Genomic DNA, 17714 nt, shown 5'->3' on the forward strand with positions numbered 1-17714 from the left:
CGGGTGTCATCGGTGGGCCCTCCGGCTCCGGTACAGGACGAGGACGAACGCGGGGACGCCGACGAGCGAGGTGACGACGCCGACCGGCACCTCCTGGGGTTCGAGGACGGTCCGGGCGAGGGTGTCGACGCAGACCAGGAAGACCGCGCCCCCGAGGGCGGTGACGGGCAGCAGCCGGCCGTGGCCGGGGCCTACGAGGGCGCGGGCGGCGTGCGGCAGGACGAGGCCGACGAAGCCGATGGCGCCCGCGGAGCTGACCAGCGCGGCGGTCAGCAGCGCGGTGGCGCACAGCAGGACGAGCCGGGCACGGGCCACCTGGACGCCGAGGGTGGCCGCCGCGTCCTGCCCGAACGCGAGGGCGTCGAGGGTACGGGCGTGTCCGAGGCAGACGGCCAGGGTGAGGGCGAGGACGGCGAGGCAGAGCCATACGTCGCTCCAGCCGGCACCGCTGAGCGAACCGAGCAGCCAGAACAGCACGCCGCGGGTCGTCTCGGCGTCGGCGGAGGTGACGACGACGAAGGAGGTGAGCGCGGAGAACAGCTGCATCGAGGCGACGCCGGAGAGGACGACCCGGTCCGGGGTGCCGCCCAGCGTGTGGCTCAGGAGGAGCATCGCGGCGAAGGAGCACACCGCCCCCGCGAAGGCGCCCGCGGAGACGGACAGCACTCCCCCGCCGACACCGAGGACGACCACCAGAACCGCTCCGGTCGACGCTCCCGAGGAGACGCCGAGGACGAAGGGGTCGGCGAGCGGATTGCGCAGCAGGGACTGCATCACGGCGCCGCAGAGGGCGAGACCGGCCCCGCAGACGGCGGCGAGGAGAGTGCGGGGCAGCCGCAGGTTCCAGATGATGCCGTCCCGGATCGGGCCGATGCCGGAGGGGCTGCCACCGAGGTGGGAGGCGACCACGGAGGCCACGTCACCGACGCCGATGTCCGCCGGTCCGATGGTGATGGCCACGGCCAGGGAGAGGACGAGCGCCGCGCATCCGGCCGTGAGGCGCAGCAGGACGGCGGTCACTTCGTGAGGCCGTGCGCGCGCAGGGCGGCGGAGACCTGTTCGATGCCCTCGACGGTACGGATGGTGGGGTTCATGGCCTGACCGCTGAGGAGCACGTACCGCTTGGCGCGCACGGCGTCCATCGTTTTGGTGACGGGGTCGGACTCCAGGAACTCGATCTTCTTCGCGGCGCTCTCCCCGGACTGCGCCTTGCGGGTGAGGTCGCCGATCACAAGGAGGTCGGGGTTCCGGTCGGCGACGGACTCCCAGGTGATCTGGGGCCATTCCTCGGTGGTGTCGTCGAAGACGTTCTCGGTGCCGGTCTCCCGGGTGATGATGCCGGGCGCTCCGCAACATCCGGCCATGTAGGGGGACTTGGCGTCGGAGAACCAGTAGAGGACGCTGACGTCGGCGACGCGGAGGCCGGCGGTGGCGTGGGCCACCCGGGCCTTGAGGCGGGCGATGAGCTCCTCGCCGCGCTTCTCGACGCCGAACACGCGGGCGAGGTCGCGGACTTCGCCGTAGACGGTGTCCATGGCGAGCGGCGTGGTGCGCTTGCCGTCGCCTCCGCCGCTGTTGTCCTTGCCCACGCAGTCAGCCGGGGAGAGGTAGGTGGGGACGCCGAGCTGCTCGAACCGCTCGCGGCCGGCGACTCCGCCCTTGCCGAGGGTGGAGCCGAAGGAGGCGGCGACGAAGTCGGGTTCGGTGTCCAGCACCTTCTCGAAGGAGGGGTTGTTCTCCGCGAGCCTCGGGATGCCGGAGGCGGCCTTCTCCAGTCCCTTCATCACCGGGTCGGTCCAGGTCGCGGTCCCGACCATGCGGTCCGCGAGGCCGAGGGACAGCATGATCTCGGTGGTGCCCTGGTTCAGGGAGACGGCCCGGCGCGGCCCGCCGGGCGGGATCTCCACGGTGCGGCCACAGTTCTCGAGTGTCCGCGCCGGGGCGGACGAGGCCGGCCCGGCCTCGTCGGCGGCGCCGCAGCCGGTGAGGAGCAGCGCTCCGGACACGAGCAGGGCGAAGGAACGGGGGGTGCGGGCGAGAGGCACGGCTCATCCTCGGCGTCGAGGGCCCATACGCGGGGCCCGTTTCGTACGGATTCGCCAGCAGGTCTTCGGACTCGGGGTCATCCGGACGGGACGCCTTCCCGGCCCGGTTCCCCGGTCCAGTGACTTCGTGCCCCGCCCGTCACCCTCACCGCTGCGCGTCAGCTCCGGATTCGCACCGGATTCCCTGACTCGCGTACGTCACGCACGTGAGTTCGACTGGCTACGGCAAGCTACCACAGCGCCTGTCCGCCCCTCCGTACGCCGACGGGGCGGCGGTGGGAGGGCGCGCGACCCCTTCGGGATCTGTCGCACCGCTCCACCGCCGCCCCGTTCACCGGGCCCCGGACGCGCCGGGTCTCCGAGGTGGCCCTCCGTGGGGCCTCCCGGGTCAGACCACGGGCGTCGGGAACGTCGGGTACTCGACGCCGGACACGTGCTGGACGACGCGGATGACCTGGCAGGAGTAGCCGAACTCGTTGTCGTACCAGAGGTAGAGGATGGCGTTGTCGCCGTCGACCTTGGTGGCACCGGCGTCGACGATCGAGGCGTGGCGCGAGCCGACGAAGTCCATCGAGACGGCGTCGGGGGCCGTGGTGAAGTCGATCTGGCGCTTGAGCGGCGAGTGCAGCGAGACGTCGCGGAGGTAGTCGAGGACCTCCTCGCGGGTGGTCTCGCGGCCGAGCCGCAGGCTCAGGATCGCGATCGAGACGTCCGGCACCGGGACACGGATCGAGCTGCCGGTGATCGGCGCCTTGAGCTCGGGCAGCGCCTTGGCGACGGCCGACGCGGCTCCGGTCTCGGTGATGACCATGTTGAGCGGCGCGGAACGGCCGCGGCGGTCGGCCTTGTGGTAGTTGTCCAGCAGGTTCTGGTCGTTGGTGAACGAGTGGACGGTCTCCACGTGGCCGCGCAGCACGCCGTACTCGTCGGCCATCGCCTTCAGCGGCGGGACGATCGCGTTGGTGGTGCAGGACGCGCAGGACAGGATCTGCTCGTCCGGCTTGATCGTGTCGTGGTTGACGCCGTGCACGATGTTCGGGACGTCGCCCTTGCCCGGGGCGGTCAGGACGACCTTGTCGATGCCGGGGCGCAGGTGCTTCGACAGGCCCTCGCGGTCCCGCCACTTGCCCGTGTTGTCGATGAGGATGGCGTCCTTGATGCCGTACGCCGTGTAGTCGACCTCGGAGGGGTCGTTGGCGTAGATCACCTTGATGGTGTTGCCGTTGGCGACGATCGTGCTCGTCGCCTCGTCCACCGTGATGGTGCCCTGGAACTGGCCGTGGATCGAGTCGCGGCGCAGCAGCGAGGCGCGCTTGACGAGATCCTGCTCGCCGCCACCGCGGACGACGATGGCGCGCAGGCGCAGGCCGTTGCCGGAGCCGGCCTTCTCGATCAGGAGGCGGGCGACGAGGCGGCCGATGCGACCGAAGCCGTAGAGGACGACGTCGCGCCCGTCCCCGCGCTCGATCTTGTTGGCACCGGTGGCGCCGGCGACGGCCGCGGCGGTGAACTCCTCCACCGACTGACCGTGGTCGTCGGTCTTGTACGTCGCGGCGAGCATGCCGATGTCGATCTGCGAGGGACCGAGGTCGAGCGCGGCGAGCGCCTGCAGGAAGGGCATCGTCTCGGTGACCGACAGTTCCTCACCGGCGATCTGCCGGGCGAACCGGTGGGTCTTGAGGATGCTCACCACTGACTTGTTCACCAGGGAGCGGCTGTGCAGCAGGACGGTCACGTCCCGCTCGCGGTGCAGCTTCCCGATGATGGGAATCATCGACTCCGCGATCTCCTCGCGAGTCTTCCAGTTGGTGAACGAGTCATCATTGACAGTCACAGGTTTATCTTTCGAGCTAGGCGGCGCTCATATGCTAACCCGCCCCTCCTTTGATCGTTCAAGGGGTACCAGGGGCCGGACAGCCCCGCCCCGCTTCACCCGTTTTCGCCCCGATCGGGGAGGCCGTCCGGAGCGGAGCGCGCCCCCTCTCACCACCGCACCACCGGACGGGTCCGTTTCGACCCACCCGCCTCCGGCAAGCCGCCAGACATGATGGACATCGGCTACACGATGATGACCGAGCAGGCGGGCCCGCGAGAGCTGGTCGACCATGTGGTCGAGGCGGAGCGGGTGGGCTTCGACTTCTCGGTGATCTCGGACCATTCCTTCCCCTGGCTGGAGTCGCAGGGGCACGCGCCGTACGCGTGGAGCGTCCTGGGCGCGGCCGCGCAGGCCACCTCGCGCATCCCGCTGATGACCTTCGTCACCTGCCCCACCTTCCGGTACCACCCCGCGGTGATCGCACAGAAGGCCGCGACCATGCAGCTGCTGTCCGAGGGCCGCTTCCGGCTGGGCCTGGGATCGGGGGAGAACCTCAACGAGCACATCGTCGGCTCCGGCTGGCCCTCGGCCCGCGTCAGGCTGGCCATGCTGGACGAGGCCACGACCATCATCCGGGCCCTGTTCACCGGCGAGTACGTCTCCCACCGCGGCGTGCACTTCCAGGTCGACAACGCACGCCTGTGGGACCTGCCCGACACTCCGCCGCCCCTCGGCATCGCCGTGTCCGGTCCGCGTTCCTGCGAGGTCGCCGGCCGCCAGGGTGATCTCGTGATCGCGACGGAACCGAAGAAGGATCTCCTGGACGCCTTCGACGCCCACGGCGGCGCCGGAAAGCCGCGCATCGCCCAGCTGCCCGTCTGCTACGACCCCGACCCGCAGGCCGCCGTCGACCGCGCGCACGAGCAGTTCCGCTGGTCGGTGGGCGGCTGGCACGTCAACGCCGAACTCCCCGGCCCGGCCGGATTCGCCCAGGCCACCGAGCATGTACGTCCCGAGGACGTGGCCAAGGCCGTCCCGTGCGGGAACGACGTCGGCGCCGTCGTCGACGCCGTCCGCTCCTTTGAGGAGGCGGGGTTCACCGAACTGGCCCTGGTCCAGATCGGCGGGGAGCACCAGCGGTCCTTCCTCCGCTGGGCCGAGGAGGAGCTGCTGCCCGCGCTCCGGGAACGATAGGAGGTCAGACCGTGGATCGCGCCGCGCTCTTCGACGTCGACGGCACGCTCGCCGACACCAACCACCTGCACGTCGTCGCCTGGTGGGAGTCCCTGCGCCAGGCGGGGCACGAGGTTCCGATGCACGCCGTCCATCGCGCCATCGGCCTTCCGGGCGAGCAGCTTCTGGAACATCTGCTGGGCGACCGGCGCGACCGGGCGGAGGACGACCGCCTGACGAGCGGTCACGACATCCTGTACGGGACGTACTTCGAACGCCTCCCCGCCTTCGACCGTGCCGGTGACCTGTTGCGCGCCCTGGCGGAGGACGACTGGAAGATCGTCCTCGTGACCTCCGCCAAGGACCGCGAGCTGGAGGCCCTGCGCCGCGCCGTGGACGCGGACGACGTGATCACGGCCACGGCCACCTCCGACGACGTCGACGAGGGGAAGCCCGCACCCGATCCGATCGAGCACGCGCTCTCCCTCGCCGAGGTGCCCGCGGACCGGGCCGTGTTCGTCGGCGACAGCGTCTGGGACATGAAGGCGGCCGGCGCGGCCCGCGTCGTCGCCACCGGCCTCCTCTGCGGAGGAATCCCCCGGGCCGACCTGACCGACGCGGGGGCGGCGGCCGTCTACGACGACCCGTCCGACCTCCTCGCCCACCTGAGCACGAGCCCGTTCGCGAAGATCCCGGCGTCGTAGGCGTCGCTCCGTGACCGGCGGCCTGACGTGACCGGCGGCCCGGCGTGCGGAGGTGGAGGACGGCGAAACCCGCGTGCGCCCGATCGGGCCATTCTGTGATCATGTGAGGATGCCCCACCCTCTCGAACCGCTGGTCGTCCGCCACACCCTCCGCCTCCCCGCGCCCACCGGGCCCGCCGGGGACGGCCAGGTCGCCGCGCGCCGGTTCGACGCCGCTCTGCTGTCGGTGGGCTTCACCCTGTCGACGGAGCTGCTGGCCCGCCTGTCGGGCCTGTCCGCCGACACGGTGACCGCCACCGCCGTGCGGACACTGGCCGTCGTCCGCGAGATGGTCGGCGATCACGTCGAGCACAACGTCTACTTCCGCGACTTCCCGGCCAACGTGCCCGACACCTTCGACTTCTGGGTGGGGTGTGTCGCCGACGCGCTGGACGACGAGCGGTCCCGTGCCCGCACGGCCGCCCAGCTCGCGAGCGGCGCCGTCGACCTCCTCACCCTCCCGACGTACGGAAGCTACGGGCACACGTACGCCGAGATGCTCGCCGCGCACGACGAGCTGACCGCCGCGGCCGGTGACCGCCTGACCGTCCTCCACCTCGGCGAGGACGCGGACACCGAGGTCACCGCGCTGTACCTGGCCCTCGCCGGCAGCACCACACCGCTGGGCGAGGACGACCTGCGCGACCTGGCCGTGCTCGCCGGCCACTGCGCGGACGGCCCCCAGCCGGAAACGGTCCCGATCCGGGAGAACCGCGCCGTGCTCAACCACGCGCGGCTCTCCGCCGGTGCCGGTCTCCTTCTCGACACCGTGACCGACGTGCTCCGGCTCGCCTGTGCGCTGTCGGACGGCGACGTCACCCTTCAGGAGCCGACGCGCTTTCGCGCCCTGTCCCGCCCGAACCGCCGCGCGCTGCTCGCGGGCCTGGACGCGCTGGTCGCCGCCTCCCCCGCCAAGCTCGCCGACGTCGGCGCGCACCGCGAGGCGTGGAAGCGCCTCGGGGAACGCCTCCACCCCCACGAGTACCCGTCCTGGCCCCACGCCGCCGAGGTGTTCGCCGTCGCCCGGGGCGAGAAGAAGGCCCGCTCCTTCGACAGCCGGGTCGAGGAACTCCTCGGCCGGGGCGACGTCGTCGGCGCGACGGAGCTGCTGAAGTCCGCGCCGGGCACGCTGTTCCGCTCCCTGGACCGTCTGCTGCGGACGGCGGCCGGACAGGACGAACGCGAGGCCGTGGTGACGGCCGCCGTCGAGGTCGCGCCCCAGGTGTCCGGCCGAGTCGTGCTCGCGGTACGGGAACACCTCCACAACCGGCACGAGCGGACGGACGCACGCCGGGTGTTCGTGAACCGCCTCGGCCGTGCCTGGGTCACCGACGACGACCGCGGGGCCGTGCCGCCGCCCGAACGCGACCGTCTGACGAGCGCGCTCGACGCCGAGATCCGCCGCCGACTCCCCTCTTTCGAGCGGCTGTTGATCGACCCCGACGTCCTGGACGTGGCGCTCCCGCTCAGCGGCCGGGCCGCCGCGGCCGGACTCGGTGTCCTGCCCCGCGGATCCGTCACCCCGGTCGACGGCGAACTGCTGCGCTTCTTCGTGTACTGGAAGCAGACCGAGCGCTCGACCGACTACGACCTGTCCGCGCTCCTGCTGGACGCCGACTACTCGACCGTGTCCTGGCTGTCGTACACCGCTCTCACCGCTCTCGAGGGCGAGCACTCCGGCGACATCACCGACGCGCCCGACGGTGCCTCGGAGTTCATCGACCTGCGCCTGGGCGCCGCCCGTGGCACGTTCATCGTGCCGCAGGTCGACATCTTCTCCGGGGAGAGCTTCGAGCAGGTCGAGGAGTCGTTCTTCGGCTTCATGCTGCGCGACGCGGAACAGGGCGGCCGCCCGTTCGAAGCGCGGACGGTGCGCATGAAGTCGGACCTGCGCGGCCCCGGCAGGGTCGCGCTGCCGCTGGCGTTCGTACGCGCCGACGACGGCCGGTGGCACGCCAGATGGCTGCACCTGTGCCTGAAGGGCCAACCGTCGGCCAACCGGGTCGAAGGCAACCGGATCTCCGTCGCCACCCTGGTCCGCGGCATCGTCGAGCGCTCCCCGCTCACGGTCCGCTACCTCGTCGAGCTGCTCGCCGACGACACGGCGGCCCTCGGCGCCACCGTGTGGGACGGCGCGACCGTCCCGGACGGTCCGGTCACCTTCATCGGCCTGCAGCGGCCGGAGGGGCTGCACCCGGCCTCCCGGATCATCACGCCGGAAAACCTGCGCGACCTCATCCCCGGGTGACTGCTATCTTGACGGCGGCGAGGCCATGAAGGGGCTTCCTTCTCAAAACCAATTGAACCTAGTCCCTTCGCTTTCCTCGCCCTCAGCTCAGGCCGGCCGGGAAGCCTTCAGGACACCTATCTTGTCGATGCGGTGCTCGGGGTTCCCCTGGGCGTCCCGCCAGAAGTTGCCCGCCGCGTCGTCCTCCGGCGTCGCGCAGGTGGAGAGAGTGATCATGGCCCGGGTGGGCTTCTCACCCGGCGCGCCCGGCACTGCGGCCCGCTGTTCCGCGAGGGAGCGGGCGGAGCGGAAGGACGTCGTACGCGTCTCGGTGATCCGGTACTCGTAGACGGTGTCCCCCGCGGTGACGAAGACCGCGTCCCCCACCTCGACCGCCGGCAGTTCGCGCAGGGGCCCTCCGGCGGAGAGCCGGTGGGCGGTCACCAGATAGTTGCCGATCTCCCCCGGGCCGACGCCGCCCCGCTTCCCGTACGGGCTGGCGGCCACTCCCCGGTCCTGGATGCGGGTGCCCGCCGGATCGTCGGTCGTCCCCTCGTACGGCACGACGGTCAGCTCGTCGACGCCGATCGACGGTATGGCCACCTCGGCGGAGCGGGACCGCTTGCCGGGATCCGGTTCGGGGGCCCGGGCCGAGGTCGGCGGAGGTGTCGCCGGGGGCGTGGGGGCGGAGACCGCGGGCAGGGTGTCGCGGGCGGGCACGGACACGCCGGACGGACCGTTCGTGACGGAGGGAGCGGCGGCGCTGGAGGGGGGATCCGTGGGCGCCGTACCGCCGGCGCCGTCTCCGGCGGAGCAGCCGGCGAGCACGGCGACGAGGGTCACGGCGAGGGCGCAGCAGGCGCTTCGAGCTCTGTGCATGGCTTTCCGAAGGGTTGCTGGACGCTTTTCGGCCATCGGTCAGAGGCGAGAACACCATGGATCGAGCGCGTATTCCCCTTTCGTCCCGACGTACACCGCCTGAAAGCGGGGCCCCTCGGTCGGCGGCCGGCCGCCGAAGAAACCTCTTTGGACATACCTATGGGGAAAGAGGTAATCTAAGGCCATGTCCGATTCCCGCGCGTCCGCCCAGGACCTCGACCGCGTCGCCTCCGGCCTCGCGGCGTGCCTGCCCGCGCTGAACCGGGCTCTGGACCGACGGGTGGGCCAGGACTTCGGGCAGCCGAAGCCGCCGGAGGCCCAGCTCGCCCTGCTGCGGTTCGTCGCGGGCCGGGAAGGCGCCACCGTCCGTGAGGCCGCCGACGCCCTGCTGATGCGGCCGAACAACGTGAGCGCGCTCGTCTCGCAGCTGACCGGGCGCGGCCTGCTCGAGCGCCGCCGGGACGCGGACGACAAGCGGATCGCCCACCTCTACGCGACCGCCCGGGCCCAGCGGGACCTGGCCGAGGTCCGGCACCTGCAGGACCGGCACATCACCCGCGCCCTGCAGTTCCTCACCGAGGGCGAGCAGGACGCCCTGGGCTCGGCCCTCGGCGCGCTGAACTCACTGGCGCGCCACCTGCACCCCGCGCCGACAGCCGAGTAGTCCCGGGCGCCCCGCTCCCGGGACGCCCGCCCCGGGCCCGCGCGGCCGACGCCGCGCCCGCCCCTGCGTACGTACGCAGGGAGATGCGCGCGTACGGCGCGGATGCCCGCGCCCTCCCGCATGCCCTCGCCTTCCCCTGACCGGCGAAGGCGCGGCATGCCGTGGAGCGGCGCGTCGGACAGCACACCCGGACGGCACGCCCGGACCCACGCGGCCTGTCGCCCTCCTCCTTTCCCACTTCCCCCTTCCCGCAGCTCGTCCTGCGACGTCCTCACAGACAAGGCACCTCCATGCCCTCCACCACCGTGGATCACTCCCCCCTGCCCGCCCCCTCCCCGCCACCGGCGAACTCGCCCCGGGACAGGCGCTCCAACCCCTGGCTGACGCTCCTGGCGGTCGCCTTCGGCCTGTTCATGGTCCAGCTCGACGGCTCCGTCGTGGCGATCGCCAACCCCGAGATCGGTCGCGCCCTCGACGCCTCCACGGCCGATCTGCAGTGGGTCACCAACGCGTACCTGCTCGCCCTGGCGGCCTCCCTCATCCTGGGCGGCAAGCTCGGCGACCGCTTCGGACGCCGTACGTACTACCTCGTCGGCGTCGCCGGGTTCACCGTCGCCTCCGTCGCCATCGGACTGTCCGGCTCCATCGAGGGCGTCATCGTCTTCCGTGCGGCGCAGGGCCTCTTCGGCGGCCTGCTGATGCCGAACACCCTCGGTCTGCTGCGCGCCGCCTTCCCGCCGCGCCGCTTCGGCATGGCCGTCGGCATCTGGGCCATGGTCTCGGCGGTCTCGACCGCGCTCGGGCCGATCGTCGGCGGTCTGATGGTCGAGCACATCTCCTGGGAATCCGTCTTCTACATCAACGCGCCCATCGGCCTGTTGGCCCTGCTGGTGAGCGCCGCCGTGCTGCCCGAGAGCAAGAACGCCGGGGACGCCGGCCGGTTCGATCTCCTCGGCGTCCTCCTGCTCGCCGTGGCTCTGCTGTGCGTGGTCTTCGGCGTCGTGAAGGGAGAGACCTGGGGCTGGTCCTCCGCGGGGACGCTCGGGTCGATCGCCGTGGGCGTGCTGCTCCTCGTCGTCTTCGGCCGTCACGAGACGCGGGTGGCGCATCCGCTGCTGCCCATGCGGCTGTTCCGCAGCCGGGCGCTGACGACGGGTACGGTCGTCACCGCGCTGAACTTCTTCGTCATGCTCGGCGTGATCTTCTTCGTCATGCTCTATCTGCAGAACGTCCGCGGCTTCTCCCCCGTGGAGGCCGGTGTGCGCACCCTGCCGCTCAGCCTCGCCTCTCTCGTGGCCTCTCCGCTGGGCGCCGCGCTGACCGGCCGTTTCGGACCCCGGCTCACCATGCCGCTCGGCATGGTGCTCCAGGCCGCCGCCGCGTTCGGGATGCTCAGCTGGCAGACCGACTCGTCGTACGCCGTGATGTGGCCCCCGTTCGTGGCCCTCGGCCTGGGCGTCGGCATGGTCCTGTCCGCCTCCTCCGACGCCATCGTCGGCCAGGCGCCCGTCCGGGACGCCGGTGTCGCGGGCGGCCTGCAGGCCACGGCGCTGCAGATCGGCGGCGCGCTGGGGACGTCCGTCCTCGTCTCGCTCATCAGCGCCCGGGTCGGCTCCACGCTGACGGGTGAGCTGACCGGTGCGGGCGTGCCCGCCGGTGCGGCGGGTGGGCTGCACGAAGCCGTCGACGCGGTGGCGATGGGTGTCGCCCCGCTCTCGCCGGGCATGCCCGCCGCGCTCCGGGCATCGGTCATGGAGGGCAGCGCCGAGGCGTTCATGAACGGCGTGCACCTCGCGGTGACGGTCACCGGCGCCCTGTGTCTCGTCGGCGCCGCGATCGCGGTGGCCGGCCTCCGGACCACCTCCACCGCCCCGCAAGCTCCTCACCCTCCGGCCTGACCGCTCAGCCAACTCCCGTACGGGTAAAGGAAGTTGCCTGTTTTCACAGGCGACCGGAGCCTTGCCAGTCCATCGGAGGCGGCCCTATTGTCGCCGAGCAGAAAGCGCTTTCCCCCCACGGAGTATGCAGCAGCGGCACCCGCATTCGAAGACGTACGAGGAGATCAGGATGAGACGACCAGTCGCACTGCGACTCTGCGCGGCACTGGCCACGACCGCCATGGCGGCCGGGGCCGGTGTGGTCCTGTCGATGCCCGAGGCATCGGCGGCTACCGGCAGCGCCACCGGCTACGCCAGCCAGAACGGCGGGACCACCGGCGGCGCGGGCGGGCAGACGGTACGGGCCACCACAGGGACCGCGATCCACGCGGCCCTGTGCGGCCGGGCGAGCAGCAGCACCCCGATCACCATCCAGGTCGAGGGCACCATCAACCACGGCAACACCAGCAAGGTCTCGGGCACCAGCTGCAACACCGCCGACGGCGTGATCGAGCTCAAGCAGGTCAGCAACGTGACGCTCGTCGGCGTCGGCAGCGGGGCCGTCTTCGACCAGCTGGGCATCCACATCCGCGAGGCCAGCAACATCATCATCCAGAACGTGACCGTCAGGAACGTCAAGAAGTCGGGATCACCCACCTCCAACGGCGGTGACGCCATCGGCATGGAGAGCAACGTCCGCAACGTCTGGGTCGACCACGTCAGCCTCGAGGCGTCGGGCGGGGAGTCGGAGGGCTACGACGGACTCTTCGACATGAAGGACAACACCCAGTACGTGACCCTGTCCTACAGCACCCTGCGCAACTCCGGCCGCGGCGGCCTCATCGGCTCCAGCGAGACCGAGCTCTCGAACGGCTTCATCACGTACCACCACAACCTGTACGAGAACATCGACTCCCGCGCACCCCTGCTGCGCGGCGGCATCGCGCACATGTACAACAACTACTACGTGAAGCTGAACGAGTCCGGCATCAACTCCCGCGCCGGGGCCCGGGCCAAGGTGGACAACAACTACTTCAAGGACTCCAAGGACGTCCTCGGCACCTTCTACACCACCGCCGCCGGGTACTGGCAGGTCAGCGGCAACACCTTCGACAACGTGACCTGGTCGAGCCCCGCCGCCGACTACAAGCCGGCCGGTCCCGACCCGAAGTCCACCACCACGGTCGCCATCCCCTACCCCTACACCCTCGACGCGTCGGGCTGTGTGCCGGACGTCGTGACCCGGACCGCCGGCGCCAACAAGGGGATGCAGGAGTCGAACGGCAGCTGCTCGCCGCAGACGCCGTCACCGACCACGCCGACGCCCTCCCCCACCACTCCCACGCCCACGCCGACCACGCCGACGCCGTCACCCACCACTCCGACGCCGTCGCCGACCCAGCCCGGCGGGACCAACCTCAGCATCGGGGCCGGCTCCGACGGTTCCAGCAAGGCCGACGGCACGAGCTACGGCAACGTACGGGACGGCAACCTGAGCACCTACTGGTCCCCCGTCGGCTCGACCGGTCACATCTCGATCAAGTGGGGCTCCGCCACCACCGTGTCCCGGATCGCCATCCGGGAGGCCGCGGCCTCCGGGGGCGCCATCGGGTCCTGGCGGGTGCTCAACGGTGACACCGGCGCCGTCCTGACCACCGGCAGCGGGGCGGGCGCCATCACCGTCCCGAGAACCACACTCAGCAAGATCACGTTCGAGATCACCGGCTCGACCGGCACGCCGAAGGTGGCCGAGTTCGAGACCTACGCCTCGTAGGCGGACCGGTCCGGTCACCCGCCGGGGCGCCGCGCGGTACGGAACGGGACCGAACGGGACCGAACGGGACCGGGCGTGGATGTGGCGGCTCCGGTCCAGGGGTTGACCGAAGCCGCCACAGAGCACCCGCGCGGAGCGCGGCGCTCGCCGTCGAGACACCAGGGCCGTCCGAGGAGGAGGGGGCGGCCCCACGGTGTTCTGTTCGGGCCCGTGGGGGCTCCTGTAGTAAATATATATACCGTCGAGTAAGCAAGAGCATGAAAAATTTCATGCAGCTCGACGCGGCACCGAACCCCTCCTCCGCCCCGGAAGCGGGGCCTCAGTCGTCGAGGAAGAAGTCGTGCTGCTCCGCCGCCTGCTCGTACTTCTCCAGCCGGGTCTGCGTGCGCTCGGGATCCGCGTCCGCCATGGCCTGGAGGATCGCCGCGGACAGCACCCCCGGCGCCGCGTACGAGTCGAAGACCAGCCGTGCGCCCGTTCCGGCGGTGAACACCACATCCGCCTCGTCGACGAGCGGCCCGAGCGCCAGGTCGGTGATCATGGCGACGCGCAGCCCGGCGGCGCGAGCCGCCCGCACCACGGCCAGGGTCTCCTTGGCGTGCCGGGGCATCGCGAAGGCCAGCACCCACGTCCCGCCCGCCTCACGGGCCTGGAGCAGCCCGTCGTAGGCGACGCTGCCGCCCCGCGTCACCACCCGGACGTCGGGGTGGATGCGCCGCGCCGCGTACGCGAAGTACTCGGCGAGGGAGACCGAGATCCGCAGACCGACGACGGTCAGGGGGACGGACCGGGCCAGCTCCCGGCCGATGTCGAGGATCTTGTCGGGGTCGGCCAGCACACGCCGCAGGGACGTCAGGTTCTCGATCTCGGCGTCGACCGCGGACTGGAGTTCGTTGCGGAGCCGCTCCTCGCCCTCGTCCGGTGCGCCCGCCACCGCGCTGAGGGCGATGGGCTGCAGGGCCTCGCGGAGCGCCGGATACCCGCTGAACCCCAGTGACGAGGCGAACCGCGTCACGGACGGCTGGCTGACGCCCACCCGCTCCGCGAGCTCGGTGATCGACAGGAACGCGGCCTCGGTCAGGTGGTCGATCAGGAACTGGGCGATACGGCGCTGCCCCGGGGACAGCCGGTGGCCGCCGAACAGCGACCGCACCCGCTCGGCGGGAGACGCGGGAGAAGCCGCTTCCGCCTCCGTCGGGCGCCTGCCCGGTGTGATCGCGGCCGCCTGTGCGCGCGCCTGCTGCCCGGATGCCACGGAGTGCCTCCCTCTCGTCTCGCTGCTGCCCAAGATAGTTCACACGGGCCGGCCTCCCGGCGGCCCGGGACGCCGGCCGTCCGCGCCCAGCGGACCGCCTCCCGCACGGGCCGGCATGCCCGCGCGCACCTGCTCCGAGACGGCGTCGCCGCATGCCCGGCCGTACAACTCCGTGCGGGAAACGGCCCGTTCGCTCGCGTTGCCGCCCTACGGAACGCGGTGCCCTTCCGCGCATAGGATCACGGGGACGACGGACGACGACGGAGGCTCGACGACCATGGCGGACCAGGGCGTGTACCTCGTGACCGGAGGCGGGACGGGCATCGGCGCCGCGACCGCCCGGCTGCTCCGCGAAGCCGGTCACCATGTCGTGGTCTCCGGGCGCCGGCCGGAACCGCTGCGGGTCGTCGCCGAGGAGACCGGGGCCCTGGCCGTCCCGTCCGACATCGGCGACCCCGACGCGGTGCGCACGCTCGTCGACGCGGCCGTCGACGCGTACGGGCGCCTCGACGGGCTCGTCCTCAACGCCGGTGTCGGACGGGGCGGACGGGTGGGCGACGTGACGCTCGAGGACTGGGAGACGGTCATGCGGACCAATCTCACGGGCCCGTTCCATCTGCTGCGGGCCGCGCTCCCGCGCCTGCTCGACGCGCGGGGGGCGGTGGTCGCCGTCGCCTCGGTGGCGGCTCTGCGCAACGGCCCGGGCAGCGCCGCGTACGCCACCTCCAAGGCGGCGCTGCTTCAGCTCTGCCGCTCGCTCGCGGTGGACTACGGCCCCCAGGGCCTGCGGGCCAACACCGTCTGCCCGAGCTGGGTGCGCACCGACATGGCGGACCGCCGGATGAACCGGTTCGCCGAAGAGGCGGGGCTGGGGGACGGCGGCGTCGAAGCGGCGTACGAGGAGGTCACGCGCGTCCTGCCGGCGGGCCGTCCGGGTGAGCCGCGCGAGGTCGCCGAGGCGGTGGCGTGGCTGCTGTCGCCCGCGTCCTCCTTCGTCAACGGAGCGGTGCTCACCGTCGACGGCGGCGTGACCGCCCTCGACCCGGGCACGCTCGCCTTCGACTTCCGCATCGAGCCCCGGGCCCCGCGCGCCTGACGCCTCGTCGATCCGAAGCGGAATGCGAGGCGGTCGCCCTCAGCAGTGCAGCGTGAACGAGGCTTCCCCGTGGGATCGGCCGTTGACCTGGAGCCGCACCACGTGGACACCCGGGTGGTAGCGCCGCGTGCTGATCGGCTTGAAGGAGTGTCTGCGTGTCGCGCGCCACGTCTCGCCGGGAGCCAGGGACCGCGTGGTGAGTTTGAAGACCTTGGGGGTGCGGGTCCCGTTGGCTTTCACATGGAGGACGACGTAGTCGACGACGAGGTGAGCGGTTCGATCGTGCGTGTTGGTCACCGCGTAGTCGAACAGCAGATGGTCGCCGACCCGGATCTCCGACGCGTGGACGTGCGGGCCCTCGACCGCGACGGGACTGTCCGGGGAGTGGCCGAGCAGCGTGAGGGCCCCGGCGTGGCCGGACTTGATCAGGGTGCGCAGGCCGTGCCGTACCAACCGGGCCGTCGTCGGTGCGGGGTCGCTCAGCCAGCGCGCCGCGACACCGGTGGCGATGTCGGGGTGGTCACGGCTGATGTCGTTGAGGTGGTTGGCCACTGATCTGCGGACGTATTCGGAGTCATCCCGGTACAGCGCGTCGAGCAGGGGCAAAGCCGGTGTCGGATCCGCGATCAGCTCCGGAAGCCGGGGCGCCCAGGGCAGTCTCGGCCGCGTGCCCTCGCTGACAAGTCGGCGGACGTGGAGGTCGGGATGGGCGGTCCACGGCGTCATGACCCGGAGCGCGCGTTCCAGGTCGGCGCGGAGGAAGGGCCGGACGGCGATCTCCGCGGTCAGGCGCGGGGTGAGTTCCGCAAGCAGGGCGAGCGCCGGTTCGAAGGCGTCCCGGCCCCGTACGGCGACGGCCTCGGTGACAGGGAAGATCATCCATCCGGTGAAATCGTCGTCCCGCAGCGCGGCGCGCAACACGTTCGCGAAGGTCGGGTGGTCCGCCGGAAGATCAGCCAGGACGGCATCTCTGATCAGGGCGACACGCTCGGTGAAGCTCAGCCCGTCCAGGACGGCGCCGCACCCCTGGATCTCCTGCGCCGTGATCCCGTCACCGGCTCGCGCAAGGCAGCGAGCGAGGTCGGTGACGGTGTTCGCGCTGAGTAGTTCGTCTGCCGAGGGCACGGCGTCATTCTCCTCGATCTCGGGGGCTATGCGGTGTGCAGTACGTGAGCGTGCCGCATCTCGTGCACTGTGCCGATTCGGCTGAAGAAGCCCTGCGCCCGGGGGTCGCTCGGCATCTCCTTGGCCGCGCGCTCGGCGACGGCAGCGGACGACCAGACGATGAAGTCCAGGACGGTGCCGTCGTCGAACTGGGCGAGGTGGGCGCCCAGAAAGCCGTCACCGTACTGCTCCTTGAGCAGTGCGACGAGTTGCTCCCGGTGGGCGGTGAGGGCGGCGGGGTCGTCGGTGTCGAACCTGACGTACTCGATGGTCGCACTCATGGCATCACCCTTCGCCGACTCCGTGACTCACGGAGTTCGCAGATCGAATCCGTGAGTCGAAGTTATCACGGGTTCGCTGCCCTGAATCCAGTAGATTGAGGGGCATGACCATCAGGGACCTGCAGGAAATGCCGTGGATCGGCGAGGAGCCGGTCCTCGACCTGGCCAACACCGTCGTCGTCGGCGCAGGCCCTGGGCGCGGTGATGTCGACTTCCTCGCGGACCGGGAACTCACCAGGCGATGGCGCGCCCGCGCCGCGCACCGCGGATTGGCCGCCCTCTCCCTGGAGGAGCTGGAGCGGCTGCGTGGGCTGGTCCGCGACGCGCTGGACGCGACAGCCGGACAGCGGCCGCTCACCGACAGCGTGCGGACCCGACTGAACGAACTCGCCTCGTCCGCTCCCGTCGTCTTCCGGATGACCGGCGACGGCCTGCTCGCCCAGCAGGAACAAGGTGGCGGCGCCGACGCCGTCGTCGCCCGCGAGACGCTCGTGCTGGCAGCGGGTCCGGACCGTCAGCGGGTGAGGCGCTGCCACGCCCCGAGCTGCGGCATGTTCTTCCTGGCCAGGCGCCGTGACCAGGCATGGTGTTCCCTCGGCTGCGGCAACCGGGCGAGGTCCACCCGGCGCCGGCCCCGGGAAGCGGAAACCCACCGCTGATGAGACGCGGGAACCCAAGGCAGGCGGGGACACCGGGCTTGGGCTCCCTCGACATGGGGCC

General features: G+C 71.4%; 15 protein-coding genes and 1 riboswitch. Of the genes, 8 read left to right on the forward strand and 7 right to left on the reverse strand.

Features of this window, described 5'->3' with window-relative positions; translation table 11 throughout:
- Nucleotides 1–6: 6 nt before the first annotated feature.
- The 3 genes from ACZ4VW_RS09990 to ACZ4VW_RS10000 form a co-directional block, all read right to left on the reverse strand.
- Entirely contained in the window at nucleotides 7–1020 is a 1014-nt protein-coding gene (locus tag ACZ4VW_RS09990; protein WP_467960407.1) for a FecCD family ABC transporter permease, read from the reverse strand.
- Nucleotides 1017–2045 carry an ABC transporter substrate-binding protein gene (locus ACZ4VW_RS09995; protein ID WP_467960409.1) on the reverse strand — a complete coding sequence of 343 codons (1029 nt, stop codon included), beginning with the start codon at nucleotides 2043–2045 and terminating at the stop codon, nucleotides 1017–1019. The genes ACZ4VW_RS09990 and ACZ4VW_RS09995 overlap by 4 nt, the downstream gene beginning before the upstream one ends.
- A 39-nt stretch (nucleotides 2046–2084) precedes the next feature.
- A riboswitch (cobalamin riboswitch) is annotated at nucleotides 2085–2281 on the reverse strand.
- 152 nt (nucleotides 2282–2433) lie between these two features.
- Nucleotides 2434–3879 (reverse strand): glyceraldehyde-3-phosphate dehydrogenase, encoded by a 1446-nt coding sequence (locus tag ACZ4VW_RS10000; RefSeq protein ID WP_467960411.1) that lies wholly within the window; start codon nucleotides 3877–3879, stop codon nucleotides 2434–2436.
- Nucleotides 3880–4089: 210 nt separating this feature from the next.
- On the opposite strand from ACZ4VW_RS10000, the gene ACZ4VW_RS10005 reads away from it, so the two are divergent.
- From ACZ4VW_RS10005 to ACZ4VW_RS10015, 3 genes are all read left to right on the forward strand, one after another.
- The gene (locus ACZ4VW_RS10005; protein WP_467960413.1) at nucleotides 4090–5055 is read left to right on the forward strand and encodes an LLM class F420-dependent oxidoreductase; all 966 of its coding nucleotides are present in this window, start codon (nucleotides 4090–4092) and stop codon (nucleotides 5053–5055) included.
- Nucleotides 5056–5066: 11 nt separating this feature from the next.
- Nucleotides 5067–5738, forward strand: coding sequence for an HAD family hydrolase (locus ACZ4VW_RS10010; protein WP_467960415.1), 672 nt, complete (start codon nucleotides 5067–5069; stop codon nucleotides 5736–5738).
- Nucleotides 5739–5847: 109 nt separating this feature from the next.
- The gene (locus ACZ4VW_RS10015; protein WP_467960417.1) at nucleotides 5848–8025 is read left to right on the forward strand and encodes a TerD family protein; all 2178 of its coding nucleotides are present in this window, start codon (nucleotides 5848–5850) and stop codon (nucleotides 8023–8025) included.
- Nucleotides 8026–8112: 87 nt separating this feature from the next.
- Here the strand turns inward: ACZ4VW_RS10015 and ACZ4VW_RS10020 are convergent, their stop codons facing one another.
- Nucleotides 8113–8883, reverse strand: a complete 771-nt coding sequence (locus ACZ4VW_RS10020; RefSeq protein ID WP_467960419.1) for a class E sortase — start codon at nucleotides 8881–8883, stop codon at nucleotides 8113–8115.
- A gap of 184 nt (nucleotides 8884–9067) precedes the next feature.
- On the opposite strand from ACZ4VW_RS10020, the gene ACZ4VW_RS10025 reads away from it, so the two are divergent.
- The 3 genes from ACZ4VW_RS10025 (at nucleotide 9068) to ACZ4VW_RS10035 (ending at nucleotide 13198) form a co-directional block, all read left to right on the forward strand.
- Nucleotides 9068–9547: a MarR family winged helix-turn-helix transcriptional regulator gene (locus ACZ4VW_RS10025; RefSeq protein WP_467960421.1), complete on the forward strand. Its 480-nt coding sequence runs from the start codon at nucleotides 9068–9070 to the stop codon at nucleotides 9545–9547.
- A gap of 290 nt (nucleotides 9548–9837) precedes the next feature.
- Nucleotides 9838–11445: an MFS transporter gene (locus ACZ4VW_RS10030; RefSeq protein WP_467960423.1), complete on the forward strand. Its 1608-nt coding sequence runs from the start codon at nucleotides 9838–9840 to the stop codon at nucleotides 11443–11445.
- 169 nt (nucleotides 11446–11614) lie between these two features.
- Nucleotides 11615–13198: a pectate lyase family protein gene (locus ACZ4VW_RS10035; protein ID WP_467960425.1), complete on the forward strand. Its 1584-nt coding sequence runs from the start codon at nucleotides 11615–11617 to the stop codon at nucleotides 13196–13198.
- Nucleotides 13199–13517: 319 nt separating this feature from the next.
- On the opposite strand, the gene ACZ4VW_RS10040 is transcribed toward ACZ4VW_RS10035, so the two are convergent.
- The gene (locus tag ACZ4VW_RS10040; protein ID WP_467960427.1) at nucleotides 13518–14453 is read right to left on the reverse strand and encodes a MurR/RpiR family transcriptional regulator; all 936 of its coding nucleotides are present in this window, start codon (nucleotides 14451–14453) and stop codon (nucleotides 13518–13520) included.
- Nucleotides 14454–14730: 277 nt separating this feature from the next.
- Here ACZ4VW_RS10040 and ACZ4VW_RS10045 point away from each other — a divergent pair, with 277 nt between their 5' ends.
- Nucleotides 14731–15549, forward strand: a complete 819-nt coding sequence (locus ACZ4VW_RS10045) for an SDR family NAD(P)-dependent oxidoreductase (protein WP_467960429.1) — start codon at nucleotides 14731–14733, stop codon at nucleotides 15547–15549.
- Nucleotides 15550–15588: 39 nt separating this feature from the next.
- On the opposite strand, the gene ACZ4VW_RS10050 is transcribed toward ACZ4VW_RS10045, so the two are convergent.
- Both ACZ4VW_RS10050 and ACZ4VW_RS10055 read right to left on the reverse strand, forming a co-directional pair.
- The gene (locus ACZ4VW_RS10050) at nucleotides 15589–16674 is read right to left on the reverse strand and encodes a DNA alkylation repair protein (protein WP_467960431.1); all 1086 of its coding nucleotides are present in this window, start codon (nucleotides 16672–16674) and stop codon (nucleotides 15589–15591) included.
- 26 nt (nucleotides 16675–16700) lie between these two features.
- A complete protein-coding gene (locus ACZ4VW_RS10055) occupies nucleotides 16701–16994 on the reverse strand; it encodes a hypothetical protein (protein ID WP_467960433.1) in 294 nt (97 codons plus the stop codon).
- A gap of 104 nt (nucleotides 16995–17098) precedes the next feature.
- Between ACZ4VW_RS10055 and ACZ4VW_RS10060 the strand changes: the two genes are divergently transcribed.
- Nucleotides 17099–17653, forward strand: coding sequence for an ABATE domain-containing protein (locus tag ACZ4VW_RS10060; RefSeq protein WP_467960435.1), 555 nt, complete (start codon nucleotides 17099–17101; stop codon nucleotides 17651–17653).
- Nucleotides 17654–17714: the final 61 nt, after the last annotated feature.

The sequence above is a fragment of the Streptomyces sp. NPDC029139 genome (assembly GCF_055564335.1).